General features: G+C 68.1%; 18 protein-coding genes and 1 pseudogene. 15 read left to right on the forward strand and 4 right to left on the reverse strand.

Annotation, left to right across the window (positions count from 1 at the left end):
* Nucleotides 1–137: 137 nt before the first annotated feature.
* From TEF_21425 to TEF_21460, 8 genes are all read left to right on the forward strand, one after another.
* Nucleotides 138–596: a hypothetical protein gene (locus tag TEF_21425; protein ANK83657.1), complete on the forward strand. Its 459-nt coding sequence runs from the start codon at nucleotides 138–140 to the stop codon at nucleotides 594–596.
* An 81-nt stretch (nucleotides 597–677) separates the two neighbouring features.
* The gene (locus TEF_21430; protein ANK83074.1) at nucleotides 678–1,277 is read left to right on the forward strand and encodes an imidazoleglycerol-phosphate dehydratase; all 600 of its coding nucleotides are present in this window, start codon (nucleotides 678–680) and stop codon (nucleotides 1,275–1,277) included.
* Nucleotides 1,278–1,283: 6 nt separating this feature from the next.
* The gene (locus tag TEF_21435; GenBank protein ANK83075.1) at nucleotides 1,284–1,925 is read left to right on the forward strand and encodes an imidazole glycerol phosphate synthase, glutamine amidotransferase subunit; all 642 of its coding nucleotides are present in this window, start codon (nucleotides 1,284–1,286) and stop codon (nucleotides 1,923–1,925) included.
* The gene (locus tag TEF_21440) at nucleotides 1,913–2,476 is read left to right on the forward strand and encodes an acetyltransferase (protein ANK83076.1); all 564 of its coding nucleotides are present in this window, start codon (nucleotides 1,913–1,915) and stop codon (nucleotides 2,474–2,476) included. The genes TEF_21435 and TEF_21440 overlap by 13 nt, the downstream gene beginning before the upstream one ends.
* Nucleotides 2,473–3,207 (forward strand): 1-(5-phosphoribosyl)-5-[(5-phosphoribosylamino)methylideneamino]imidazole-4-carboxamide isomerase, encoded by a 735-nt coding sequence (locus TEF_21445; protein ANK83077.1) that lies wholly within the window; start codon nucleotides 2,473–2,475, stop codon nucleotides 3,205–3,207. The genes TEF_21440 and TEF_21445 overlap by 4 nt, the downstream gene beginning before the upstream one ends.
* A gap of 195 nt (nucleotides 3,208–3,402) precedes the next feature.
* The gene (locus tag TEF_21450) at nucleotides 3,403–4,164 is read left to right on the forward strand and encodes an imidazole glycerol phosphate synthase subunit HisF (GenBank protein ANK83078.1); all 762 of its coding nucleotides are present in this window, start codon (nucleotides 3,403–3,405) and stop codon (nucleotides 4,162–4,164) included.
* Nucleotides 4,165–4,424: 260 nt separating this feature from the next.
* The gene (locus TEF_21455) at nucleotides 4,425–6,101 is read left to right on the forward strand and encodes a hypothetical protein (protein ANK83079.1); all 1,677 of its coding nucleotides are present in this window, start codon (nucleotides 4,425–4,427) and stop codon (nucleotides 6,099–6,101) included.
* A gap of 107 nt (nucleotides 6,102–6,208) precedes the next feature.
* Nucleotides 6,209–6,796: a hypothetical protein gene (locus tag TEF_21460; protein ID ANK83080.1), complete on the forward strand. Its 588-nt coding sequence runs from the start codon at nucleotides 6,209–6,211 to the stop codon at nucleotides 6,794–6,796.
* A 91-nt stretch (nucleotides 6,797–6,887) separates the two neighbouring features.
* On the opposite strand, the pseudogene TEF_21465 reads toward TEF_21460, so the two are convergent.
* Nucleotides 6,888–9,073, reverse strand: a pseudogene (locus TEF_21465) (catalase/peroxidase HPI).
* 494 nt (nucleotides 9,074–9,567) lie between these two features.
* On the opposite strand from TEF_21465, the gene TEF_21470 reads away from it, so the two are divergent.
* The 7 genes from TEF_21470 to TEF_21500 all read left to right on the forward strand — a co-directional run bounded on the left by TEF_21470 (nucleotide 9,568) and on the right by TEF_21500 (nucleotide 15,599).
* Complete coding sequence (locus TEF_21470) at nucleotides 9,568–10,086, forward strand: ferredoxin-type protein NapF (GenBank protein ID ANK83081.1); 519 nt, start codon at nucleotides 9,568–9,570, stop codon at nucleotides 10,084–10,086.
* Nucleotides 10,083–10,358, forward strand: a complete 276-nt coding sequence (locus TEF_21475; GenBank protein ANK83082.1) for a hypothetical protein — start codon at nucleotides 10,083–10,085, stop codon at nucleotides 10,356–10,358. Before TEF_21470 ends, TEF_21475 begins: the two co-directional genes overlap by 4 nt.
* Nucleotides 10,355–12,859 (forward strand): nitrate reductase catalytic subunit, encoded by a 2,505-nt coding sequence (locus tag TEF_21480; protein ANK83083.1) that lies wholly within the window; start codon nucleotides 10,355–10,357, stop codon nucleotides 12,857–12,859. Before TEF_21475 ends, TEF_21480 begins: the two co-directional genes overlap by 4 nt.
* Before the next feature lie 26 nt (nucleotides 12,860–12,885).
* Nucleotides 12,886–13,374 carry a nitrate reductase gene (locus tag TEF_21485; GenBank protein ID ANK83658.1) on the forward strand — a complete coding sequence of 163 codons (489 nt, stop codon included), beginning with the start codon at nucleotides 12,886–12,888 and terminating at the stop codon, nucleotides 13,372–13,374.
* A 12-nt stretch (nucleotides 13,375–13,386) separates the two neighbouring features.
* Nucleotides 13,387–13,986, forward strand: coding sequence for a cytochrome C (locus TEF_21490; protein ANK83084.1), 600 nt, complete (start codon nucleotides 13,387–13,389; stop codon nucleotides 13,984–13,986).
* Nucleotides 13,987–14,058: 72 nt separating this feature from the next.
* A complete protein-coding gene (locus TEF_21495; protein ID ANK83085.1) occupies nucleotides 14,059–15,051 on the forward strand; it encodes an epoxide hydrolase in 993 nt (330 codons plus the stop codon).
* Nucleotides 15,048–15,599 carry a hypothetical protein gene (locus TEF_21500; protein ANK83086.1) on the forward strand — a complete coding sequence of 184 codons (552 nt, stop codon included), beginning with the start codon at nucleotides 15,048–15,050 and terminating at the stop codon, nucleotides 15,597–15,599. The genes TEF_21495 and TEF_21500 overlap by 4 nt, the downstream gene beginning before the upstream one ends.
* 18 nt (nucleotides 15,600–15,617) lie before the next feature.
* Here TEF_21500 and TEF_21505 read toward each other — a convergent pair whose 3' ends face one another.
* From TEF_21505 to TEF_21515, 3 genes are all read right to left on the reverse strand, one after another.
* Entirely contained in the window at nucleotides 15,618–15,905 is a 288-nt protein-coding gene (locus tag TEF_21505) for a hypothetical protein (GenBank protein ANK83659.1), read from the reverse strand.
* A 77-nt stretch (nucleotides 15,906–15,982) separates the two neighbouring features.
* Nucleotides 15,983–18,700, reverse strand: coding sequence for a sodium:solute symporter (locus TEF_21510; GenBank protein ANK83087.1), 2,718 nt, complete (start codon nucleotides 18,698–18,700; stop codon nucleotides 15,983–15,985).
* Nucleotides 18,687–18,959 carry a hypothetical protein gene (locus tag TEF_21515; protein ANK83088.1) on the reverse strand — a complete coding sequence of 91 codons (273 nt, stop codon included), beginning with the start codon at nucleotides 18,957–18,959 and terminating at the stop codon, nucleotides 18,687–18,689. Before TEF_21515 ends, TEF_21510 begins: the two co-directional genes overlap by 14 nt.
* Nucleotides 18,960–18,965 lie beyond the last annotated feature (6 nt).

Genomic DNA, 18,965 nt, shown 5'->3' on the forward strand with positions numbered 1-18,965 from the left:
TTGCCCGGTTCATCCGGGCAATCCATGACGCTCATTCCTCCCGCGCGCTTTCGTCGGTTCTCCAGCGCGCGCGCCTGTGCTTCAAGACGGCCATGAATACGCAATCTGACACGGCGCCGGAGCCGCTGACGCCGGAAGTGGGCTTCGTCTCACCGTACTGGGAAGACTATGCGATCGGCCGGCAATGGACCGGCGGCCACGAGCCGCTGAGCGAGGAATCGATCATCGCCTTCGGCAGGCTCTACGATCCGCAGCCCTTCCACGTCGACCGGGAGGCGGCGAAGGATTCCATCTTCGGACGGCTGGTCGGCTCCTCCAGCCAGACCATCGCGCTGATGACGCGCATGTGGACGCAGATGCTGATGGCCCACGAGCACCTGCTCGCCGGGCCCGGCTATGACGAGATCCGCTTCGAGCGCGCGACGGAACCGGGCGACGTGCTCTCGCTCCGGGTGACCCTGGTCGACAAGCGGCCGCAGCGTTCGCGCGCCGACCGGGGCATGCTCACCTTCCTTGTGGAGGTGCTGCGCCAGGACGGGGAGACGATCCTCTCGGCGCGGGCGCCGATGATCTGCGCCCGCCGTCCGGCCGCCTGATGAGGCGCGAAAGCCGGGCATGACAAGGCCGCCGCGCGGCTGCTATAGAGCCGGCTTCCACCATCCCGGGAAGCCAGTTCCATGCGCACCGCCAGCTATGAACGCAAGACGAAGGAAACCGAGATCGCCGTCGAGCTGAACCTCGACGGCACGGGCGTCTATGACGTCGCCACGGGCATCGGCTTCCTCGACCACATGCTGGAACAGCTTTCCCGCCACAGCCTGATCGACCTGAAGGTGAAGGCGAAGGGCGACACCCACATCGACTTCCACCACACCACCGAGGACACGGGGATCGCCATCGGCACGGCCTTTTCCGAGGCGCTGGGCGACCGCGCCGGCATCGTGCGCTACGGCTCGGCGCTGATCCCGATGGACGAGACGCTGACCCGCGTCGCCCTCGACATCTCCAACCGCCCCTACCTGATCTGGAAGGTGCAGTTCAGCCGCCCGAAGCTGGGCGACTTCGACACGGAGCTGTTCAAGGAGTGGTTCCAGGCCTTCGCCCAGGCCGGCGGCGTCACGCTGCACATCGAGAATCTCTACGGCGACAACAACCATCACATCGCCGAATCCAGCTTCAAGGGCCTCGCCCGGGCGCTGCGCCAGGGCCTGGAGATCGACCCGCGCAAGTCCGACGCGGTGCCGTCGACCAAGGGCGTTCTCGGCGGGAGCCTGTAGGGAGCCATGAGCGTCGTCATCGTCGACTACGGCTCGGGCAACCTGCATTCGGCGGCCAAGGCCTTCGAGCGTCAGGCGGCGACGCTCGGCCGGCGTCCGAAGATCCTCGTCTCCGGCCGGCCGGAGGACGCGGCGGGCGCCGACCGGCTGGTGCTGCCGGGCGTCGGCGCGTTCGGCGATTGCCGCGCGGGACTGAAGGCCGTGGACGGCCTGTGGGAGGCCATCGCCGAATTCGTGGAGCGGCGCGGACGGCCTTTCCTCGGCATCTGCGTCGGCATGCAGCTGATGGCGAAGCAGGGGCTGGAGCACGGCGTCCATGAAGGCTTCGGCTGGATCGACGGCGTGATCGACCGCATCACACCCTCCGATCCGGCGCTGAAGATCCCGCACATGGGCTGGAACGAACTGATCGCCGATACCGACCATCCGGTGTTCCAGGAATTCGGCGACCAGCCGCACGCCTATTTCGTCCACTCCTTCGCCTTCCGCGGCCTGCCGTCGGCGGAATGCCTGGCGACCGTCGATTATGGCGGACCGGTCACAGCGGCGGTCGGCCGCGACAACATGGTCGGCACCCAGTTCCACCCCGAGAAAAGCCAGCATGTCGGCTTGACCCTGATCCGGAGCTTCCTGACATGGACGCCATGAAGAAGCCCGGCGATCACACCACCCTGGTCGAGCGCCTGTCGTCCATCGAGGAGGTGGACCTGCAGGATCTCTGCGACGCTACCGAGGCGGCGATCCGCGACGGCAACGGCTTCGGCTGGCTCGCGCCGCCGCGCCGCAGCGTGCTGGAGTCTTACTGGAAAGGCGTCATCCTGATGCCGGAGCGGGAGCTGTTCGTCGCCTGGCTGGACGGCCGGATCGTCGGCTCGGTCCAGCTCCTCCGCCCGTCCCGCCACAACGAGGCGCAGGCCCATATCGGCCGGCTGACGACCTTCTTCATCGCGCCGCACGCGCGCGGCCTGGGCCTGGCCCGCGAACTGCTGCGCCTGGCCGAGCAGGATGCGGTCGAGGACGGCTTCCAGCAGCTCGACCTGGACGTCCGCGCCACCCAGACCGCGGCGATCCAGCTCTACGAACGGCACGGCTTCATCCGCTGGGGCGAGCGGCAGGCCTACGCCATCGTCGATGATCAGCCCGTCGCCGGCTATTTCTACGCCAAGGTCCTGGACCGCAGAGGCAAGGCGAAGTCATGAACATCTACCCCGCCATCGACCTGAAGGACGGCAAGTGCGTGCGCCTGCTGAAGGGCCGCATGGAGGACGCGACGGAGTTCAATCCCGATCCGGCCAACCAGGCGGTGCGCTTCCGCGAGGCCGGTTTCGACCGGCTGCATCTGGTCGATCTCAACGGCGCCTTCGACGGGCGCTCGACCAACGAGGCGGCAGTCCGCGCGGTGCTGAACGCGACCGACGCGCCGGTGCAGCTGGGCGGCGGCATCCGCGACCGCCAGGCGATCGACAACTGGCTTGAACGCGGCGTCACGCGGGTGATCCTGGGCACCTTGGCGCTGCGCGATCCGGAGACCGTGAAGGCCGCCTGCCGCGATCACCCCGAGCAGATCGTGGTCGGCATCGACGCCCGCGGCGGCAAGGTCGCGGTCGAGGGCTGGGCCGAGCAGTCGGAGATGGATGCGCTGGACCTGGCGAAGGCCTTCGAGGACGCCGGCGTCGCCGCCATCGTCTTCACCGACATCGACCGCGACGGCGCCTTGCAGGGCGTCAACGCGGAAGCCACCGCCGAACTGGCGCGGGCGATCTCCATTCCCGTCATCGCGTCGGGCGGCGTCGCCGGCATCGAGGACGTGAAGCGCCTCAAGGCGCTGGAGGACGCGGGCATCGAGGGCGTCATCATCGGCCGCGCGCTCTATGACGGCCGCATCGAGCCCATGGAGGCGCTCCGGATCGCGCGCGACAACATTGTCTAGAAGCAGGTTGCCGTTCGCGCTTTCCACAGGCCCGGTTGCTGCACCTTTTGCGAGTCCTGGGGCCGGCGCAGCCGGAGCCCGGGATCCACGCCTGAGCCCCTCCGCATCTCGCGCCATCGCCGGACCGGCTCAGGCGTGGATCCCGGACCGGGCCTTCGGCCCGTCCAGGATGCGGGCATTGTTCGGGAGAACGGCATGCTGAAGGCGCGGGTCATTCCCTGCCTGGACGTCAAGGACGGCCGGGTGGTCAAGGGCGTCAATTTTGTCGACCTGGTCGACGCCGGCGATCCGGTGGAGCAGGCCACCGTCTACGATGCCGCAGGCGCGGACGAGCTGTGTTTCCTGGACATCACCGCCAGCCACGAGAAACGCGGCATCCTGCTGGACGTGGTCAGCCGCACCGCCGAATGCTGTTTCATGCCGCTCACCGTCGGCGGCGGCGTCCGCGAGGTCGCCGACGTGCGTTCGCTGCTGCTGGCCGGCGCCGACAAGGTCTCCATCAACACCGCCGCGGTGCATCGCCCCGAATTCGTCTCGGAGGCGGCAGAGAAGTTCGGCAGCCAGTGCATCACCGTCGCCATCGACGCCAAGTCGACCGGCGCCGGGAAGTGGGAAATCTTCACCCATGGCGGGCGCAACCCCACCGGCATCGACGCCGTGGAGTGGGCCCGCGAGATGGAGCGCCGCGGCGCCGGCGAAATCCTGCTCACCTCCATGGACCGCGACGGCGCGAAATCGGGCTACGACATTCCGCTGACCCGGACGATCTCCGATGCGGTGGGGGTGCCGGTGATCGCTTCCGGCGGAGTCGGAGATCTGGATCATCTGGCCGAGGGCGTCCTCGACGGCCACGCGTCCGCCGTTCTGGCGGCCTCCATCTTCCATTTCGGAACCTACTCCATCCAGCAGGCCAAGGCCCACATGGCCGCGCGCGGGGTGCCGGTGCGGCCGGTCTGAGCCGCGGAACCCGGTGCTAGAGCGCGAAGGCGCCGATCAGCACGAGGCCGACGCAGGCGACGATCAGCGCGGCGACAAAGTAGCGCCAGTGGCGGGTGATACGCCCCTGACGGGCATCCTGCGGGCGGATGTGGATGGGCATGGCGACGCTCCTCTTGTTCAATCGCTGTGGCGTGCCTTTCTCGCCACTTCGATCTGGCCTCCGGACCCGGCGCGTTCAAGCGGGACGCAGCCCCTGTTCGCAGCGCGGCCACTGCGGCATGATCGGATCCATGTATCGCGTGTTCTTTTCCCGGATCCGGATCGGCGGACCCATCGCCGGCCTGCTCGCAGGCTTCGTTCTTTCATTCGCGGCCGTTCAGCCGGCCGCCGCGCAGGCCGCCGCGGATGACATCGCCGGCGCGCTGACCGGGCTGTTGGAGAGCGGCGCCCCGCCCGGCGCAGAAGACCCGCGGGGGATGGCGCGCGCCGTTCGCGACTTCTACCTGGCGCGCTCGGGCCAGCCGCTCTGGTTCGGGACAGGCGCGGGCGGACAGGCCCGTCTGGCGGCGGGGCTCGACGTGCTAGCCAATGCAGGGCGGGAAGGGCTGGAGCCTCTCGACTACAGGCTTTCGCTGCTCGCGGGAGGGCTGCCCGAAGCGGCGAAGAGCGACGACCCGGCGACGCTGGCCGCCACGGAACTCCAGGCCACGCTGGGCCTGCTGCGCTATGCGCGCGACGTCTCTGTCGGCCGCACCGGACCGGCCAGGACCGATCCCAACGTCTTCGTCGCCGCAAAGACCTTCGATCCCGCGCCCGTGCTGAACGCCTTCGCGGACCCGGCGGCGAACCCCGGCGACGTGCTGCGCGCCATGCCGCCGTCCCACCGCGAATATGCCGGGTTGCGGGACGCGCTCCGGCGCTACGCGGAACTGCGGGGCGAACCGCGCCGGGTGGACGAAGGGCCGGCGCTGAAGCCCGGCATGCGCGATCCCAGGGTGGCCCAGATGCGCACCCGGCTCGCCTTCTTCGGCGATCTCGGCGCCACCGGGGCGGAAACCGATCCGGAACTCTACACGCCTCTGCTGACCCAGGCGGTCAGGCGGTTCCAGACCCGCCACGGCTTGGAGACCGACGCCATCGCCGGTGCGCAGACGCTGGGTGCGCTGAACGTCTCGAAGTCCGAGCGGCTGCACACGATTCGCCTCAACATGGAACGCTGGCGCTGGCTGCCGCACGAACTGGGCGAGCGTTTCGTGCTGGTCAACATCGCCGGCTTTCAGGCCGAGATGGTGGAGGATGGCCGGGTTGTGGACCAGATGCGGGCGGTCGTCGGCCGCACCTACCGCATGACGCCGGTGTTCTCCGACCGCATTTCCTATGTCGAGGTCAATCCGACGTGGACGGTACCGCCGAAGATCGCGCGCAAGGACCTGCTGCCCAAGATCATGGCCGATCCGGGCTATCTGGCGGAAGGCGGCTACGAGGTCTTCGCCGGCTGGGGCGAGGGTGCGGCGCGGCTCGACCCGTCGAGCATCGACTGGAGCCGCTACGGCGAAGGCAATTTCCCCTTCCGGCTGCGCCAGACGCCCGGGCCGAAGAACGCGCTGGGCGAGGTCAAGGTGATGTTCCCGAACCGCTTCGACGTCTACCTGCACGACACGCCGGCGCGGGAACTGTTCCAGCGAAGCGTGCGCGCCTATTCGTCGGGCTGTATCCGGCTGGAGCGCCCCTTCGACATGGTGAACTGGCTGATGAACGTGACCGGCGGTCCCGGTCCCGGCGAGATCGACAGCCTGAGGGAAAGCCGGAAGACCGCGGTGGTCGGCCTGCCCGAGACCGTGCCGGTGCACCTCATCTACGCGACCGCGTGGACCTCCCCGGGCGGCAATGTCCATTTCCGCCACGACATCTACAACCGCGACCGCTTGCTGAACCGCAGCTTGCAGGCGCGTTAACCAGAAATTCGGAAGCGCGTGTTGCAGTGGAAACCGGGTTGACGCCGCGGTCGGGCAATGGCCTTCTGTCGGCGTCGCAGTAGCATGTCATACGTGAAGGAAACTGGATGAACGACACCCACGATGGGGACGTCCGCGATGTCCCTCGTGCGTCGGCCATGGGCCGGCGCCTGTTTCTCACCGGCCTTGGCGCAGCCGCGCTCACCGCGGGTTTCGGCCTGCCGTCAGGCGAAGCCCTGGCGGCCCAGCCCGTGGCCCGGAGCCTCAGCTTCAACAACCTCCATACCGGCGAACGCCTGAAGACGGTATTCCAGGAACATGGCCAGTTCGATCCCGCCGCCCTGGGCGAGATCAACCATCTTCTGCGCGATCACCGCACCGGCGACGTCGAGGACATCGATCCCCGGCTGCTCGTCCTGCTCAGCGATCTCAGGCACAAGCTGGGCAGCAAGTCGCCATTCCAGGTGATCTCCGGCTACCGCTCGCCCAAGACCAACGCCATGCTCGCTTCCAACAGCAACGGCGTGGCCAAGAAGAGCTATCACATGCGGGGCATGGCCATCGACTGCTACCTGCCCGACGTCGATCTGCGGAAGCTGCACAAGGCGGCCCTGCAGCAGCGCGGCGGCGGGGTCGGTCTCTACGCCAGGTCCGGCTTCGTGCACCTCGACGTGGGCCGCGTCCGCTCCTGGTAGGGGCGCCCGCAGCCGAACGGTAACCAGAAATCAGACGCCGCCGGCGCCCGGGCGCCGGCGGCGTTTTCGTTTCCGGGCGCAGACGCGCCGCTCAGGCGATGTCGAAGCGGTCGGCGTTCATCACCTTCGTCCAGGCGGCGACGAAGTCGTGCACGAACTTCTCCGCGCTGTCGTCCTGGGCGTAGACCTCGGCATAGGCGCGCAGGATCGAATTCGAACCGAAGACGAGGTCGACGCGGGTCGCCGTCCACCTGACCGCGCCGCTCGCCCGGTCGCAAACCTCGTAGAGATTGTCGCCCGCCGGCTTCCACGCATGGGCCATGTCGGTGACGTTGACGAAGAAGTCGTTCGTCAGGGCGCCTTCCCGGTCCGTGAAGACGCCGTGCGGGACGCCGCCGTGATTGGCGCCGAGCACCCGCATGCCGCCCACCAGCACGGTCATTTCCGGCGCGGTCAGACCCATGAGCTGGGTCCGGTCGAGCATCAGTTCTTCGGGGCTGACGGCGTAGTCCGCCTTCAGCCAGTTGCGGTAGCCGTCATGGATCGGCTCGAGGACATCGAAGGACGCCGCGTCGGTCATCGCGTCGGTGGCGTCGCCGCGGCCCGGCGCGAATGGCGCCTCGACATCGAAGCCGGCGGCCTTCGCCGCCCGCTCGACGCCGACATTGCCCGCCAGCACGATCACGTCGGCCAGACTCGCGCCGCTCTCGGCGGCGATGGGCTCCAGCACGGACAGCACCCGGGCGAGGCGCTCCGGCTCGTTGCCCGCCCAGTCCTTCTGGGGGCGAGGCGGATGCGCGCGCCGTTGGCGCCGCCGCGCATGTCGGAACCGCGGAAGGTCCGCGCGCTGTCCCAGGCGGTGGCGACCATCTCGGCGATGCCAAGGCCGCTTTCGGCGATGCGCGCCTTGAGCGCGGCGGCATCGTAACCGGTGGGGCCGGCGGGCACCGGATCCTGCCAGATCAGGTCCTCGGCCGGCACATCCGGGCCGATATAGCGGGCCTTCGGGCCCATGTCGCGGTGGGTCAGCTTGAACCAGGCGCGGGCGAAGGCATCGCGGAACGCCGCCGGGTCGTCCCTGAACCGCAGCGAGATCTTGCGGTAGGCCGGATCGACCTTCATCGCCATGTCCGCATCGGTCATGATCGGGTTGTGACGGATCGAGGGATCCTCGACGTCGACCGGCCTGTCCTCCTCGGCGATGTCGACGGGCTCCCATTGCCAGGCACCGGCCGGGCTCTTGCGCGATTCCCATTCGTACCGGAACAGCAGGTCGAAATAGCCGTTGTCGAAGACCGTCGGGTGCGTGGTCCAGGCGCCCTCGAGACCGCTTGTCACAGCGTCATGGCCGACGCCCCGCGTGGTCTTGTTGATCCAGCCGAGGCCCTGATCCTCCGGCTCCGCGGTCTCCGGATCCGGTCCCAGCAGCGCGGCGTCGCCATTGCCATGGCACTTGCCAACGGTGTGGCCGCCGGCGGTGAGAGCCACGGTCTCCTCGTCGTCCATCGCCATGCGCGCGAAGGTCTCGCGTACCTCCGCCGCGGTCTTCAGCGGATCGGGATTGCCGCCCACGCCCTCGGGATTGACGTAGATCAGACCCATCTGCACGGCCGCCAGCGGGTTCTCCAGCGAACCCGCCTCCGCGTCGCTGCCATAGCGGTCGCGGCCCAGCCATTCCTTCTCGGAGCCCCAGTAGACGTCCTTCTCCGGGTGCCAGATGTCGGCGCGCCCGAAGGCGAAGCCGAAGGTCTTCAGGCCCATGGATTCATAGGCGATGTTGCCCGCCAGGATCATCAGGTCGGCCCAGCTGATCCGGTTGCCGTACTTCTTCTTGACCGGCCAGAGCAGCCGCCGCGCCTTGTCCAGATTGACGTTGTCGGGCCAGGAGTTGAGCGGCGCGAAACGCTGGTTGCCGGTACCGCCGCCGCCGCGGCCATCGGCCAGGCGGTAGGAACCGGCGGCGTGCCAGGCCATACGGATCATCAGGCCGCCATAATGGCCCCAGTCGGCCGGCCACCAGGGCTGGCTGTCGGTCATCAGCGCGTGCAGATCCCGCTTCAACGCCTCGACGTCAAGCTTCCTGACTTCCTCGCGGTAGACGAATCCCGGCCCCATCGGATCGGTCTTCGCATCATGCTGATGGAGGATGTCCAGGTTCAGCGCCTTCGGCCACCAGTCCATGTTCGAGGCGCCGGTGGAGGTCTGGCCGCCATGCATGACCGGACACTTGCCGGACGCGTTCATGTGCGGGTGCGTGTTCATGTGATTTCCTTCCATGCCCTCTGTCGCCTGGGGCGCGATCTACCTTGTCGGGGCGCTTCCGCAGGACCGCCGCATCGCCTTGGATACGTCCCGAACATTGCCCTAGTTTAGAATATTTCTAAAATATTTCATAGCGATTTCTCTTCATCACCGGCAATCGTCCGACGATTTGCGCTGGAACAAATGGCTGATCGACGGACCAGCCAGAGTTCCGCTGCGGCTGTCGGACGCGCTTGCTTTCGGGCGCACAACCGGTCAGCATCCGCATCAGCGGCAATAACAATCAGGGGGGTCGCCCCATGAGTGACAATAATACCGCCGTCGATGATGAATTCGACCGCCCGGCGGATCGGCGCAGGGCTGAAATCCGAACCTTTCTGTTCACCACTTTTGTCGTGATTCCAGCGCTTGCGGTGGCTTTTGTGGGCGCCTACGGCTTTGTCGTCTGGATTTCCCAGATGTTTTTCGGACCGCCTGGGCCACCTGGCAGCTGATCGGGGGAACGTGCCATGCCAGCCAACCCCCAGCCGCCGGACCGGAGCCGACGCGCCTTCCTGCGCGGCCGCAGCCGCCCGGTGCCATCACCCGTGCGCCCGCCATGGACGGACGAGACACGGCTGGCCCGCGCCTGCACGCGCTGCGAGGCCTGCATCGAGGCCTGTCCGGAGGGCATCCTGTTCAACGGCGAAGGCGGCTATCCGGCGGTGAACTTCCGGCAGGGCGCCGGCGCCTGCACCTTCTGCGCCGCCTGCGCGGAGGCCTGCCCGGAACCGGTCTTTGCCGAGACCGGAACGGCGCCATGGCGGCTGAGCGTGACGATCGACAGCGGCGCCTGCCTGGCCCATCGCGGCGTCCATTGCGAGACCTGCCGCGATGCCTGCGAGCCGGCAGCGATCCGCTTCGCGCCGCGCATCGGCGGGCCGTCGACGCCGATCGTGAACACCGACCGCTGCAACGGCTGCGGCGCCTGCGCCGGCGTCTGTCCCGCCGAAGCCGTACGCATCACGCCCGGGGAGGCGCTGCGATGACCGCCACCGTTCATATCTCCAGCCTGGTCGTGCAGTGCCGGCCGGAAAGGCTGGGCGACGTCCGTGCCGCCATCGCCGCCGAGCCCGGCGCCGAAATCCACGCCGACGATCCGGCGGGCAAGCTCGTCGTGGTCGTGGAGACCGCCACCGAGGGGGCGATCACCGACCTGTCCTACCGCCTCGGCCACACCGACGGCGTCCTGAGCTGCAACCTCGTCTACCACGCCGTCGACGACGGCGAGGCCGCGCCTTTCCAGGGGAGTTCAGCATGAACGAGTTCAATATCACCCGACGTTCCGTGCTCAAGGCGCAGGCGGCCGCGACCGCCGCCGCGGCCGCTGGCATCGCCCTGCCGGCCGGCGCGCAGAACCTGGTCACCGAACGCGAGAAGACGGACCTCAAATGGTCGAAGGCGCCCTGCCGGTTCTGCGGCACCGGCTGCTCGGTCATGGTCGCGACCAAGGACAACCACGTCGTCGCCACCCATGGCGACGTGAAGTCCGAGGTCAACCGCGGCCTGAACTGCGTGAAGGGCTATTTTCTGTCCAAGATCATGTACGGCACGGACCGGCTGACCAAGCCGCTGCTGCGCATGCGGAGCGGCCAGTACGCCAAGGACGGTGAGTTCACGGAAGTGAGCTGGGATACCGCCTTCGACGTCATGGCCGAGAAGTTCAAGGCCGCGCTGAAGGACAAGGGGCCCACCGCCGTCGGCATGTTCGGTTCCGGCCAGTGGACGGTGTGGGAGGGCTACGCCGCAGCCAAGCTCTACAAGGCCGGCTTCCGCTCCAACAACATCGATCCCAACGCCCGGCACTGCATGGCCTCCGCCGTCGGCGGGTTCATGCGCACCTTCGGCATGGACGAGCCCATGGGCTGCTATGACGACATCGAGGCGGCGGACGCGTTCTTCCTCTGGGGCTCCAACATGGCGGAGATGCACCCGATCCTGTGGACACGGGTGACCGACCGCCGGCTCAGCGCGCCGCACGTGAAGGTGGGCGTGCTGTCGACCTTCGAGCACCGCTCCTTCGACCTTGCCGACATTCCGATGGTCTTCACGCCGCACACCGACCTTGTGCTGCTGAATTTCATCGCCAACCACATCATCCAGACCGGGCGGGTGAACGAGGACTTCGTCGGCCGCCACACCATCTTCCGGCGCGGCAATACCAGCATCGGCTACGGCCTCCGGCCCGAGCACGCGCTGGAAAAGGCCGCGATGAACGCCGACGCGCCGTCGGGCTCCACGGACATGACCTTCGAGGAGTACCGGGACTTCGTCGCCGACTACACGCTGGAGAAGGCGCACGAGATGTCCGGCGTGCCGAAGGAACGGCTGCTGGAGATGGCGGAGCTCTACGCCGACCCGGACGTGAAGGTCACGTCCTTCTGGACCATGGGTTTCAACCAGCACACCCGCGGCGTCTGGGCCAACAACCTGATCTACAACATCCACCTGCTGACCGGGAAGATCGCCACGCCGGGCAACAGCCCGTTCTCGCTGACCGGCCAGCCCTCGGCCTGCGGCACGGCGCGCGAGGTCGGCACCTTCTCCCACCGCCTGCCGGCGGACATGGTGGTGATGAACCCCGCGCACAGACAGTACGCGGAGAAGATCTGGAAGCTGCCCGACGGCACGATCCCGGCGGAGCCCGGCTACCACGCCGTGCTGCAGAACCGGATGCTGAAGGACGGCAAGCTCAACGCCTACTGGGTGCAGGTGAACAACAACATGCAGGCGGCGCCCAACATGATGGAGGAGACGCTGCCGGGCTACCGCAACCCGGAGAACTTCATCGTCGTCTCCGACGCCTATCCGACGGTCACCGCCCAGGCTGCCGACCTGATCCTGCCCACCGCCATGTGGGTGGAGAAGGAGGGCGCCTACGGCAACGCCGAGCGGCGCACCCAGTTCTGGCGCCAGCTGGTCGATGCGCCGGGCGAGTCGCGCTCTGACCTCTGGCAGGTGGTCGAGTTCTCCAAACGCTTCTCGATGGAAGAGGTCTGGCCCGAGGAGTTGCTGGCCCAGGCCCCGGAATACCGTGGCAAGACGCTTTATGATGTCCTGTTCGCCAACGGCCAGGTGGACGCCTATCCGCTGTCCGAAACGGCCGGAGACTACGCCAATGACGAGGCGGAGGCGTTCGGCTTCTACATCCAGAAGGGCCTGTTCGAGGAATACGCCCGCTTCGGCCGCGGCAAGGCCCACGACCTGGCGGACTTCGACACCTATCACGAGGTACGCGGCCTGCGCTGGCCGGTGGTCGACGGCCAGGAAACCCGCTGGCGCTACCGCGAGGGGACCGACCCCTATGTCGAGCCCGGCGCCGGCTTCCAGTTCTACGGCTATCCCGACGGGCGGGCGCGGATCTTCGCCCTGCCCTACGAACCACCGGCGGAGAGCCCGGACGCGGATTATCCGATCTGGCTGTCGACGGGCCGCGTGCTGGAGCACTGGCATTCGGGGTCGATGACCCGGCGGGTGCCGGAACTGCACAAGGCCGTGCCCAACGCGCTCTGCTACATGCACATCGACGACGCGCGCGAGATGGGCCTGCGCCGCGGCGACGAGATCAGGGTGGTCTCCCGCCGGGGCAGCATCCGCACGCGGGTCGAGACCAAGGGCCGCAACCGCCCGCCCAGGGGCCTTGTCTTCGTGCCGTGGTTCGACGCCAGCCAGCTCATCAACAAGGTCACGCTGGACGCCACGGACCCGATCTCGAAACAGACCGACTTCAAGAAGTGCGCCGTCAGGATCGAGAAGGTCTGAGCGTGCGCGCAAGGGAGGACAAGCACATGCCGAAGCGCATCGCGATGATTGCCGCCGCCCTGCTGGCGCTGGCGGCCGCGCCGCTGCTGGCCCAGCAGCTGGCCACCGACGTCGACCCGGCGGCTGCGCTCAAGGGGCTGCGCGGTCCGGCCGCGCTGTCCCAGCACAACGAGGCCCCGATGATGATGCAGCTGGAGGACGGCGCGGAGCGGCGGGTCCGAAACTACCCGGAGCAGCCGCCGACCATTCCGCACGACATCGACGGCTACCAGGTCGACCTCAACGCCAACAAGTGCCTGTCCTGCCACGCCAGGACCCGCACGGGCGAGAGCGGGGCGCCCATGGTTTCGGTCACCCACTTCATGGACCGCGACGGGCAGTTTCTCGCCGCCGTTTCGCCGCGTCGCTATTTCTGCACCCAGTGTCATGTGCCCCAGCACCGGGTCGCCGAAGAGGTCGGCAACAGCTTCGTCGACATAGACAGCCTGATCGCGCCCCGCGCGGGCCGGCAATAGGCGGAGGTCGGGATGCGCAAACTGCTTCACTGGCTGCGGCTCTACTGGCGCACGCTCTGGCGGGCGCCGCTGCACCTCAGCCTGGGCGCGGTCACCCTCGCCGGCTTCGCTGCGGGCGTGATCTTCTGGGGCGGCTTCAACACGGCGCTGGAGGTGACCAACACCGAGGAGTTCTGCGTCTCATGCCACGAGATGGAGAACAACGTCTTCAACGAGCTGAAGAGCACGGTCCACTTCTCCAACGCCTCGGGCGTGCGCGCGACCTGCCCCGACTGTCACGTGCCGCACGACTGGACCGACAAGATCGCGCGCAAGATGCAGGCTTCCAAGGAAGTCTGGGGCCATCTCTTCGGCACCATCGACACGCGCGAGAAGTTCCTGGAGGAGCGCCTGCGGCTGGCCAAGCACGAATGGCACCGGCTGAAGGAGAACGATTCGCTGGAATGCCGCAACTGCCACAGCGAGGAGTCGATGGACCTGACCCGGCAGAGCCCGCGCGCGGCCGAGGCCCATCGCGAGCGCCTGATTACCGGGGCGAAGACGTGCATCGACTGCCACAAGGGGATCGCTCACGAACTGCCCAACATGGCCGGCGTCGAGGGCTGGCAGTAGGGTCAGCCTTCCGGCGCGGATGAAACTGTTCTAGCTTCCTCCCCCGCAATCGCAGAGGGGGGAATCGAGGGCATGGACGGCATTCTGGACGAGGTGACATTCCGGCAGGTGCCGACGAACGGGATCGAGCTGCGCGTCGCCACGCTGGGCGACGGGCCGCTGGTGCTCATGGTCCACGGCTTCCCCGAGAGCTGGTATTCCTGGCGTCATCAGATGAAGCCGATCGCGGAGCTGGGCTTCACGGCGGCGGCGGTGGACGTGCGCGGCTATGGCGGCAGCGACAAGCCCCACCCGGTCGAGGCCTACCGCCTGGAGGAGATCACCGCCGACATCGCCGGCGTCGCCGACGCCCTGGGCGGCGGCAGCGCCATCCTGATCGGCCACGACTGGGGCGCGCCGATCGTCTGGAATACCGCGCTGCTCCATCCGGAGAAGATCCGCGGCGTGGCCGGGCTGTCGGTGCCCTACATGCCCATGGGGGAGCGGTCGTTCATCGACGTCGTCCGCGCCGCCTTCACCGACCGCGGGCGCTTCTTCTACCAGGTCTATTTCCAGGACGAGGGCGTGGCGGAAGCCGAGCTGGAGGCGGACGTCCGCGCCAGTCTGCGCCGCTTCTGTTACGCCATTTCCGGCGATGCGCCGGACGGCACCTGGCCGGTCGACAAGCCGCACGGCGCGGCGCTGCTGGAGCGCCTGCCCGACCCGGACCCCTTCCCCGCCTGGCTGACGGACGCGGACATCGACTACTACGTGGCCGAGTTCGAGCGTTCCGGCTTTCGCGGGCCGCTCAACCGCTACCGGAACCACCGCGCCGACCATGCCTTCCTCAGACCGCACGCGAAGACGCCGATCGTCCAGCCATCGCTGTTCATCGGCGGCACCCGCGACCTGGTTCTGAAGATGCTGCCCGGCGTCGACATGGTGGCGATGATGCGGCCGAACCTGCCCGGCCTGCGCGGTGCCCGCCTGCTGGACGGCATCGGCCACTGGACCCAGCAGGAGGCGCCGGACGAGGTCAACGAACTGCTCACCGGCTGGCTGAAGGGGTTCCGGGCCGCCGAATGACCCGCCCGAAGGCCTATCTCGCCGGACCCGACGTGTTTCTGCCGGACGCACGCCGGGCGCTGGCCATCAAGGCGGACATCTGCCGCGCCGCGGGGCTGGAACCGCTGCCGCCGGTGGACGGGGAGAGCGCCGGCGACGCCGCCGACCCGCCGGCCCGGGCGGGCGCCATCGCTCGGGGCAACGAGGCGCTGTTGGACCGCGCCGACCTGATCGTCGCCGACTTCACGCCGTTCCGCGGGCCGGGGATGGACGCGGGCACGGCCTTCGAAGTCGGCTACATGCGCGCCCTGGGCAAACTCGTCTTCGCCTATACCAACCTGCCCGGCGCCTACATGGAGCGCGTGCAGGAACTCGGCCTGATCGGGCCGGACGGGATCCGCGACCGGGACATGTTGCTGATCGAGGATTTCGGCCTGGCCGAGAATCTGATGCTGGCGACAGTGGCGAGGGGCGGCGTCTTCGCCCCGGCGGCGCGGCCCGCCGACATCCGCCGCGACCTGGAGAGCTTCCGCCTCGCGGTCGCCGCGGCCGCCGAGATGCTGGCGTGAGCCGGGACGTCCGAAGCCCTATCTGAAGCGCGTGCGGGCGCGCTCCATGGCCGCATCGAGATCCTTCCAGGCGTTCTCGACCCCCGCCTGGATATCGCCCAGCGCGGATTCGCCGGCCTGGCGCAGATCATCCATGCGGCGCTGGAACTCGGCGCGGCGCGACTTCAGATCCGAAAGACTCTCGGCATATTCCAGCTGGGCGTCGGCCTCCTTGCCCTTGGCCTCGGCCTTCAGACGATCCATCTCGGCGTCGATGGCCTCCAGCCGGGCCTCCATCTTCTTTCGATAGGCGTCGTTGGCGGTCATGGCCTGGTCCTCCGCAATCTGCATCGTTCCGACGATTCACAATCTGGGAAGCGGCGGCGCGGACGCAATCGAGAGCGTCATTCCGCTGCTGCCACGCGGGCCAGCGGCAGAACCAGGCTGAAGCAGCTTCCCGTCCCGTCGCTGCGGGTCAGTTCCAGCCGGCCGCCGAGCCGCCGGGCGATCTGCGCGCTGATGGCCAGGCCGAGACCGGTGCCGGACCGGCCCCGCTCGATCTGCCGCCAGCCGCGGGCGAACTTGGAGAACAGGTGATCGGCCTCGACGTCGTCGACGCCGGGGCCGTTGTCCTCGACATGGACGCGGTAGTCGCCGTCCGCCGTCTCGCAGGCGATGCGCACCCAGGGTTCGGGGTTGTCGTTGTACTTGATGGCGTTGGAAATCAGGTTGATCAGCACCTGGGCGATACGGTCCCGGTCGCCATTGACGCGCGCAAGCAGCCCCGCGTCCTCATGCTCTATACGGACGCCGGAATCGGCAGCCAGTCCCTCGCAGGCGGAGATGGCGCGCTCCACCGCGGCCTCGGGGTCCAGCAGCTCCATCTTCCAGTTGACCTCGCCGCGCTCCAGATGACTGAGGTCCAGGATCTCGTTCAGCAGGCCGGTCAGGCGGATGCTCTCGTCGTGGATGATGCGCACGAAACGGCGCGCCTGCTCCGGGGGTAGATCCCCGGCATTCATCAGCACCTCGGCGAAGGAGCGGATCGAGGTCATCGGCGTGCGGAGCTCGTGGCTGACCTGGCTGAGGAAGTCGTCCTTCTCGTTGTCCAGGCGCATCAGCCGCTCGTTGGCGCGCCTGAGTTCGCCGGCAGTGCGCTCCAGCGCGCGCGAGTTCGCCTCCAGCGCCTGGCTGTACTCGATCACCTGCTGGGTCTCGTCGACCATGCGAATGAGCTCGTCGAAGCTGATGGTCTCGCCGGAGACGACCTCCGAGATCATCACTCTGGCGGAAGCGGCGCCGACGCTGCCGCCGATCTCGCGCTCCAGATGGGCGATGAAGGAGGCGTCGGGCGTCGGCGTCTCGTCGCCATGGCCCTGGCGGACGGCGAACTCCCGGAACAGCCGGTCGGCCCGCTCCGCGCCCAGGATGCGCCGGGTGAGGATGCGCAGATCGTCGATCGCCGCGGTGCGCACCAGGGCGCGCGATTCATTGCCCGCCGGATTGCGGAAGACGTTGACGAACAGCGCGCTCTGCAGCCGTTCCAGCGGCTGCGGCTCGCTGAACAGCGACCCGGCCACCAGCAGCACGACATTGGCCGTCAGGCTCCAGACGACCGAGTGAACCAGCGGGTCCATGTCGGTCAGGCCGAACAGGGCCTGGGGCCGGAGGAAGGCGTAGCCGCCCAGGCCGTCGCGCACGATGCCGGCGACCATGTTGCCCTCGGCCGCAAGGCTGGGCAGCAGCAGGGTGTAGATCCACAGCAGCACCCCGCCCACCAGGCCCAGCTTGGCGCCGGCCGCTGTGGCGCGCCGCCAGTAGAGGCCCGCCAGCATGGGCGGCAGGAACTGGGCGACGCCGGCGAAGGCTATCAGACCCATGGAAGCCAGGGCCTCGTTCTGGGCGGAGAAGCGGTAGTAGAGCAGGCCCAGGCCCAGCACCAGGACGATGGAGAAGCGGCGGCTGTTGAGCACCAGCGTCTTCAGGTCGCCGGAGCGGTTGAAGCCGAGCCAGGGCATGCGCAGCACCACCGGCATGACGATGTGGTTGGAGATCATGATCGAGAGCGCGATGCAGGCCACGATCACCATGGACGTCGCCGAGGAAAAGCCGCCGATGAAGGCGAACAGCGCCAGCATGTCCTGGTCGGCGGCCATGGGCAGGGTCAGCACGAACATGTCCGGGTCCGCGCCCTCCGGCAGCATGGTCAGCCCCGCCAGGGCGATGGGCAGCACGAACAGGCAGATCAGCAGCAGATAGAGCGGGAACAGCCAGCCGGCGGTCTGCAGGTGCGCCTCGTGCGAGTTCTCGACCACCGTGACCTGGAACTGGCGGGGCAGGCAGAGTATGGCGGCGGCGGCAAGGAAGGTCAGCGCCGCCCAGCGGCCGCCGAACATGTCCTCGCGCTGCAGCAACGCCCGCGCCCTGTCATTGTCGAACAGCTCCCCCATGCCGCCTGCGGCGAAGATCACGAAGGCCCCCACCATCACCAGCGCCAGCAGCTTGACCAGCGCCTCGAAGGCGATGGCGGCGACCACGCCCGGGTGCTGTTCGTTGGCCTCCAGATTGCGGGTGCCGAACAGGATGGTGAACAGCGCCATGCCCATCGCCACCCAGAGCGCGCCCTCGAAATCGCCGGCGGCGGCGGTGAGTTCGACGAAGTCGGGATCGTTGGCCGAGCTCAGCACCGCGAAGCTGGAAGTCACGGCCTTGAGCTGCAGCGCGATATAGGGCGTGGTGCCGACCACCGCGATCAGGGTGACGAGCACGGCCAGTGTGTTCGACTTGCCGAAGCGCGACGAGATCAGGTCGGCGATCGACGAGATGCGATGGACGTGGCCGATGCGCACCAGCTTGCGCAGCAGATACCACCAGCCGATGAAGATCAGGGTCGGCCCGAGATAGATGGTGACGAACTCCAGCCCGCCGCGTGCCGCGGAGCCGACCGCGCCGTAGAACGTCCACGATGTGCAGTAGACCGAGATGGACAGCGTGTAGATCAGCGGCGAATTGGTGATCCAGCGGTTGCCGCGGCGGGTCATGCGGTCGCTGAACCAGGCCAGCAGGAACAGGAAGCCGACATAGCCGAGCGCGATGACGATGACGGCGTCAGCGGTCAGCATCGCCCGCCTCCGCCGCCTCGGCCTCCATTTCCGCCGCCGCGTCCTCGATCGCCAGGCGCTCCGCCCGGCCCAGCCGCCGCGACAGCAGAACGCCCAGCGCGATCAGGCCCGCCCAGACCCCGAAGACGTAGAGCACCACCGCCGGGACGCCGGCGATTGTCCCGCCGCCGACGAACAGCCCGGCGAACGGCGGCATGATCAGGATCAGCCCCGCCGCCGGCAGGACCAGCGCGGCGTCGCGGAGCTTCTGACGGTCCATGGGCAC

The organism is Rhizobiales bacterium NRL2, assembly GCA_001664005.1.
Classification (GTDB): Bacteria; Pseudomonadota; Alphaproteobacteria; order Minwuiales; family Minwuiaceae; genus Minwuia.

Coding starts and splice junctions, on each gene's coding strand:
- TEF_21460 (ANK83080.1), top strand. CDS start 6,209: ATGAACGACACCCACGATGGGGACGTCCGCGATGTCCCTCGTGCGTCG.
- TEF_21510 (ANK83087.1), bottom strand. CDS start 18,700: ATGCTGACCGCTGACGCCGTCATCGTCATCGCGCTCGGCTATGTCGGC.
- TEF_21445 (ANK83077.1), top strand. CDS start 2,473: ATGAACATCTACCCCGCCATCGACCTGAAGGACGGCAAGTGCGTGCGC.
- TEF_21500 (ANK83086.1), top strand. CDS start 15,048: ATGACCCGCCCGAAGGCCTATCTCGCCGGACCCGACGTGTTTCTGCCG.
- TEF_21475 (ANK83082.1), top strand. CDS start 10,083: ATGACCGCCACCGTTCATATCTCCAGCCTGGTCGTGCAGTGCCGGCCG.
- TEF_21495 (ANK83085.1), top strand. CDS start 14,059: ATGGACGGCATTCTGGACGAGGTGACATTCCGGCAGGTGCCGACGAAC.
- TEF_21430 (ANK83074.1), top strand. CDS start 678: ATGCGCACCGCCAGCTATGAACGCAAGACGAAGGAAACCGAGATCGCC.
- TEF_21435 (ANK83075.1), top strand. CDS start 1,284: ATGAGCGTCGTCATCGTCGACTACGGCTCGGGCAACCTGCATTCGGCG.
- TEF_21440 (ANK83076.1), top strand. CDS start 1,913: ATGGACGCCATGAAGAAGCCCGGCGATCACACCACCCTGGTCGAGCGC.
- TEF_21505 (ANK83659.1), bottom strand. CDS start 15,905: ATGACCGCCAACGACGCCTATCGAAAGAAGATGGAGGCCCGGCTGGAG.
- TEF_21515 (ANK83088.1), bottom strand. CDS start 18,959: ATGGACCGTCAGAAGCTCCGCGACGCCGCGCTGGTCCTGCCGGCGGCG.
- TEF_21485 (ANK83658.1), top strand. CDS start 12,886: ATGCCGAAGCGCATCGCGATGATTGCCGCCGCCCTGCTGGCGCTGGCG.
- TEF_21470 (ANK83081.1), top strand. CDS start 9,568: ATGCCAGCCAACCCCCAGCCGCCGGACCGGAGCCGACGCGCCTTCCTG.
- TEF_21490 (ANK83084.1), top strand. CDS start 13,387: ATGCGCAAACTGCTTCACTGGCTGCGGCTCTACTGGCGCACGCTCTGG.
- TEF_21480 (ANK83083.1), top strand. CDS start 10,355: ATGAACGAGTTCAATATCACCCGACGTTCCGTGCTCAAGGCGCAGGCG.
- TEF_21455 (ANK83079.1), top strand. CDS start 4,425: ATGATCGGATCCATGTATCGCGTGTTCTTTTCCCGGATCCGGATCGGC.
- TEF_21450 (ANK83078.1), top strand. CDS start 3,403: ATGCTGAAGGCGCGGGTCATTCCCTGCCTGGACGTCAAGGACGGCCGG.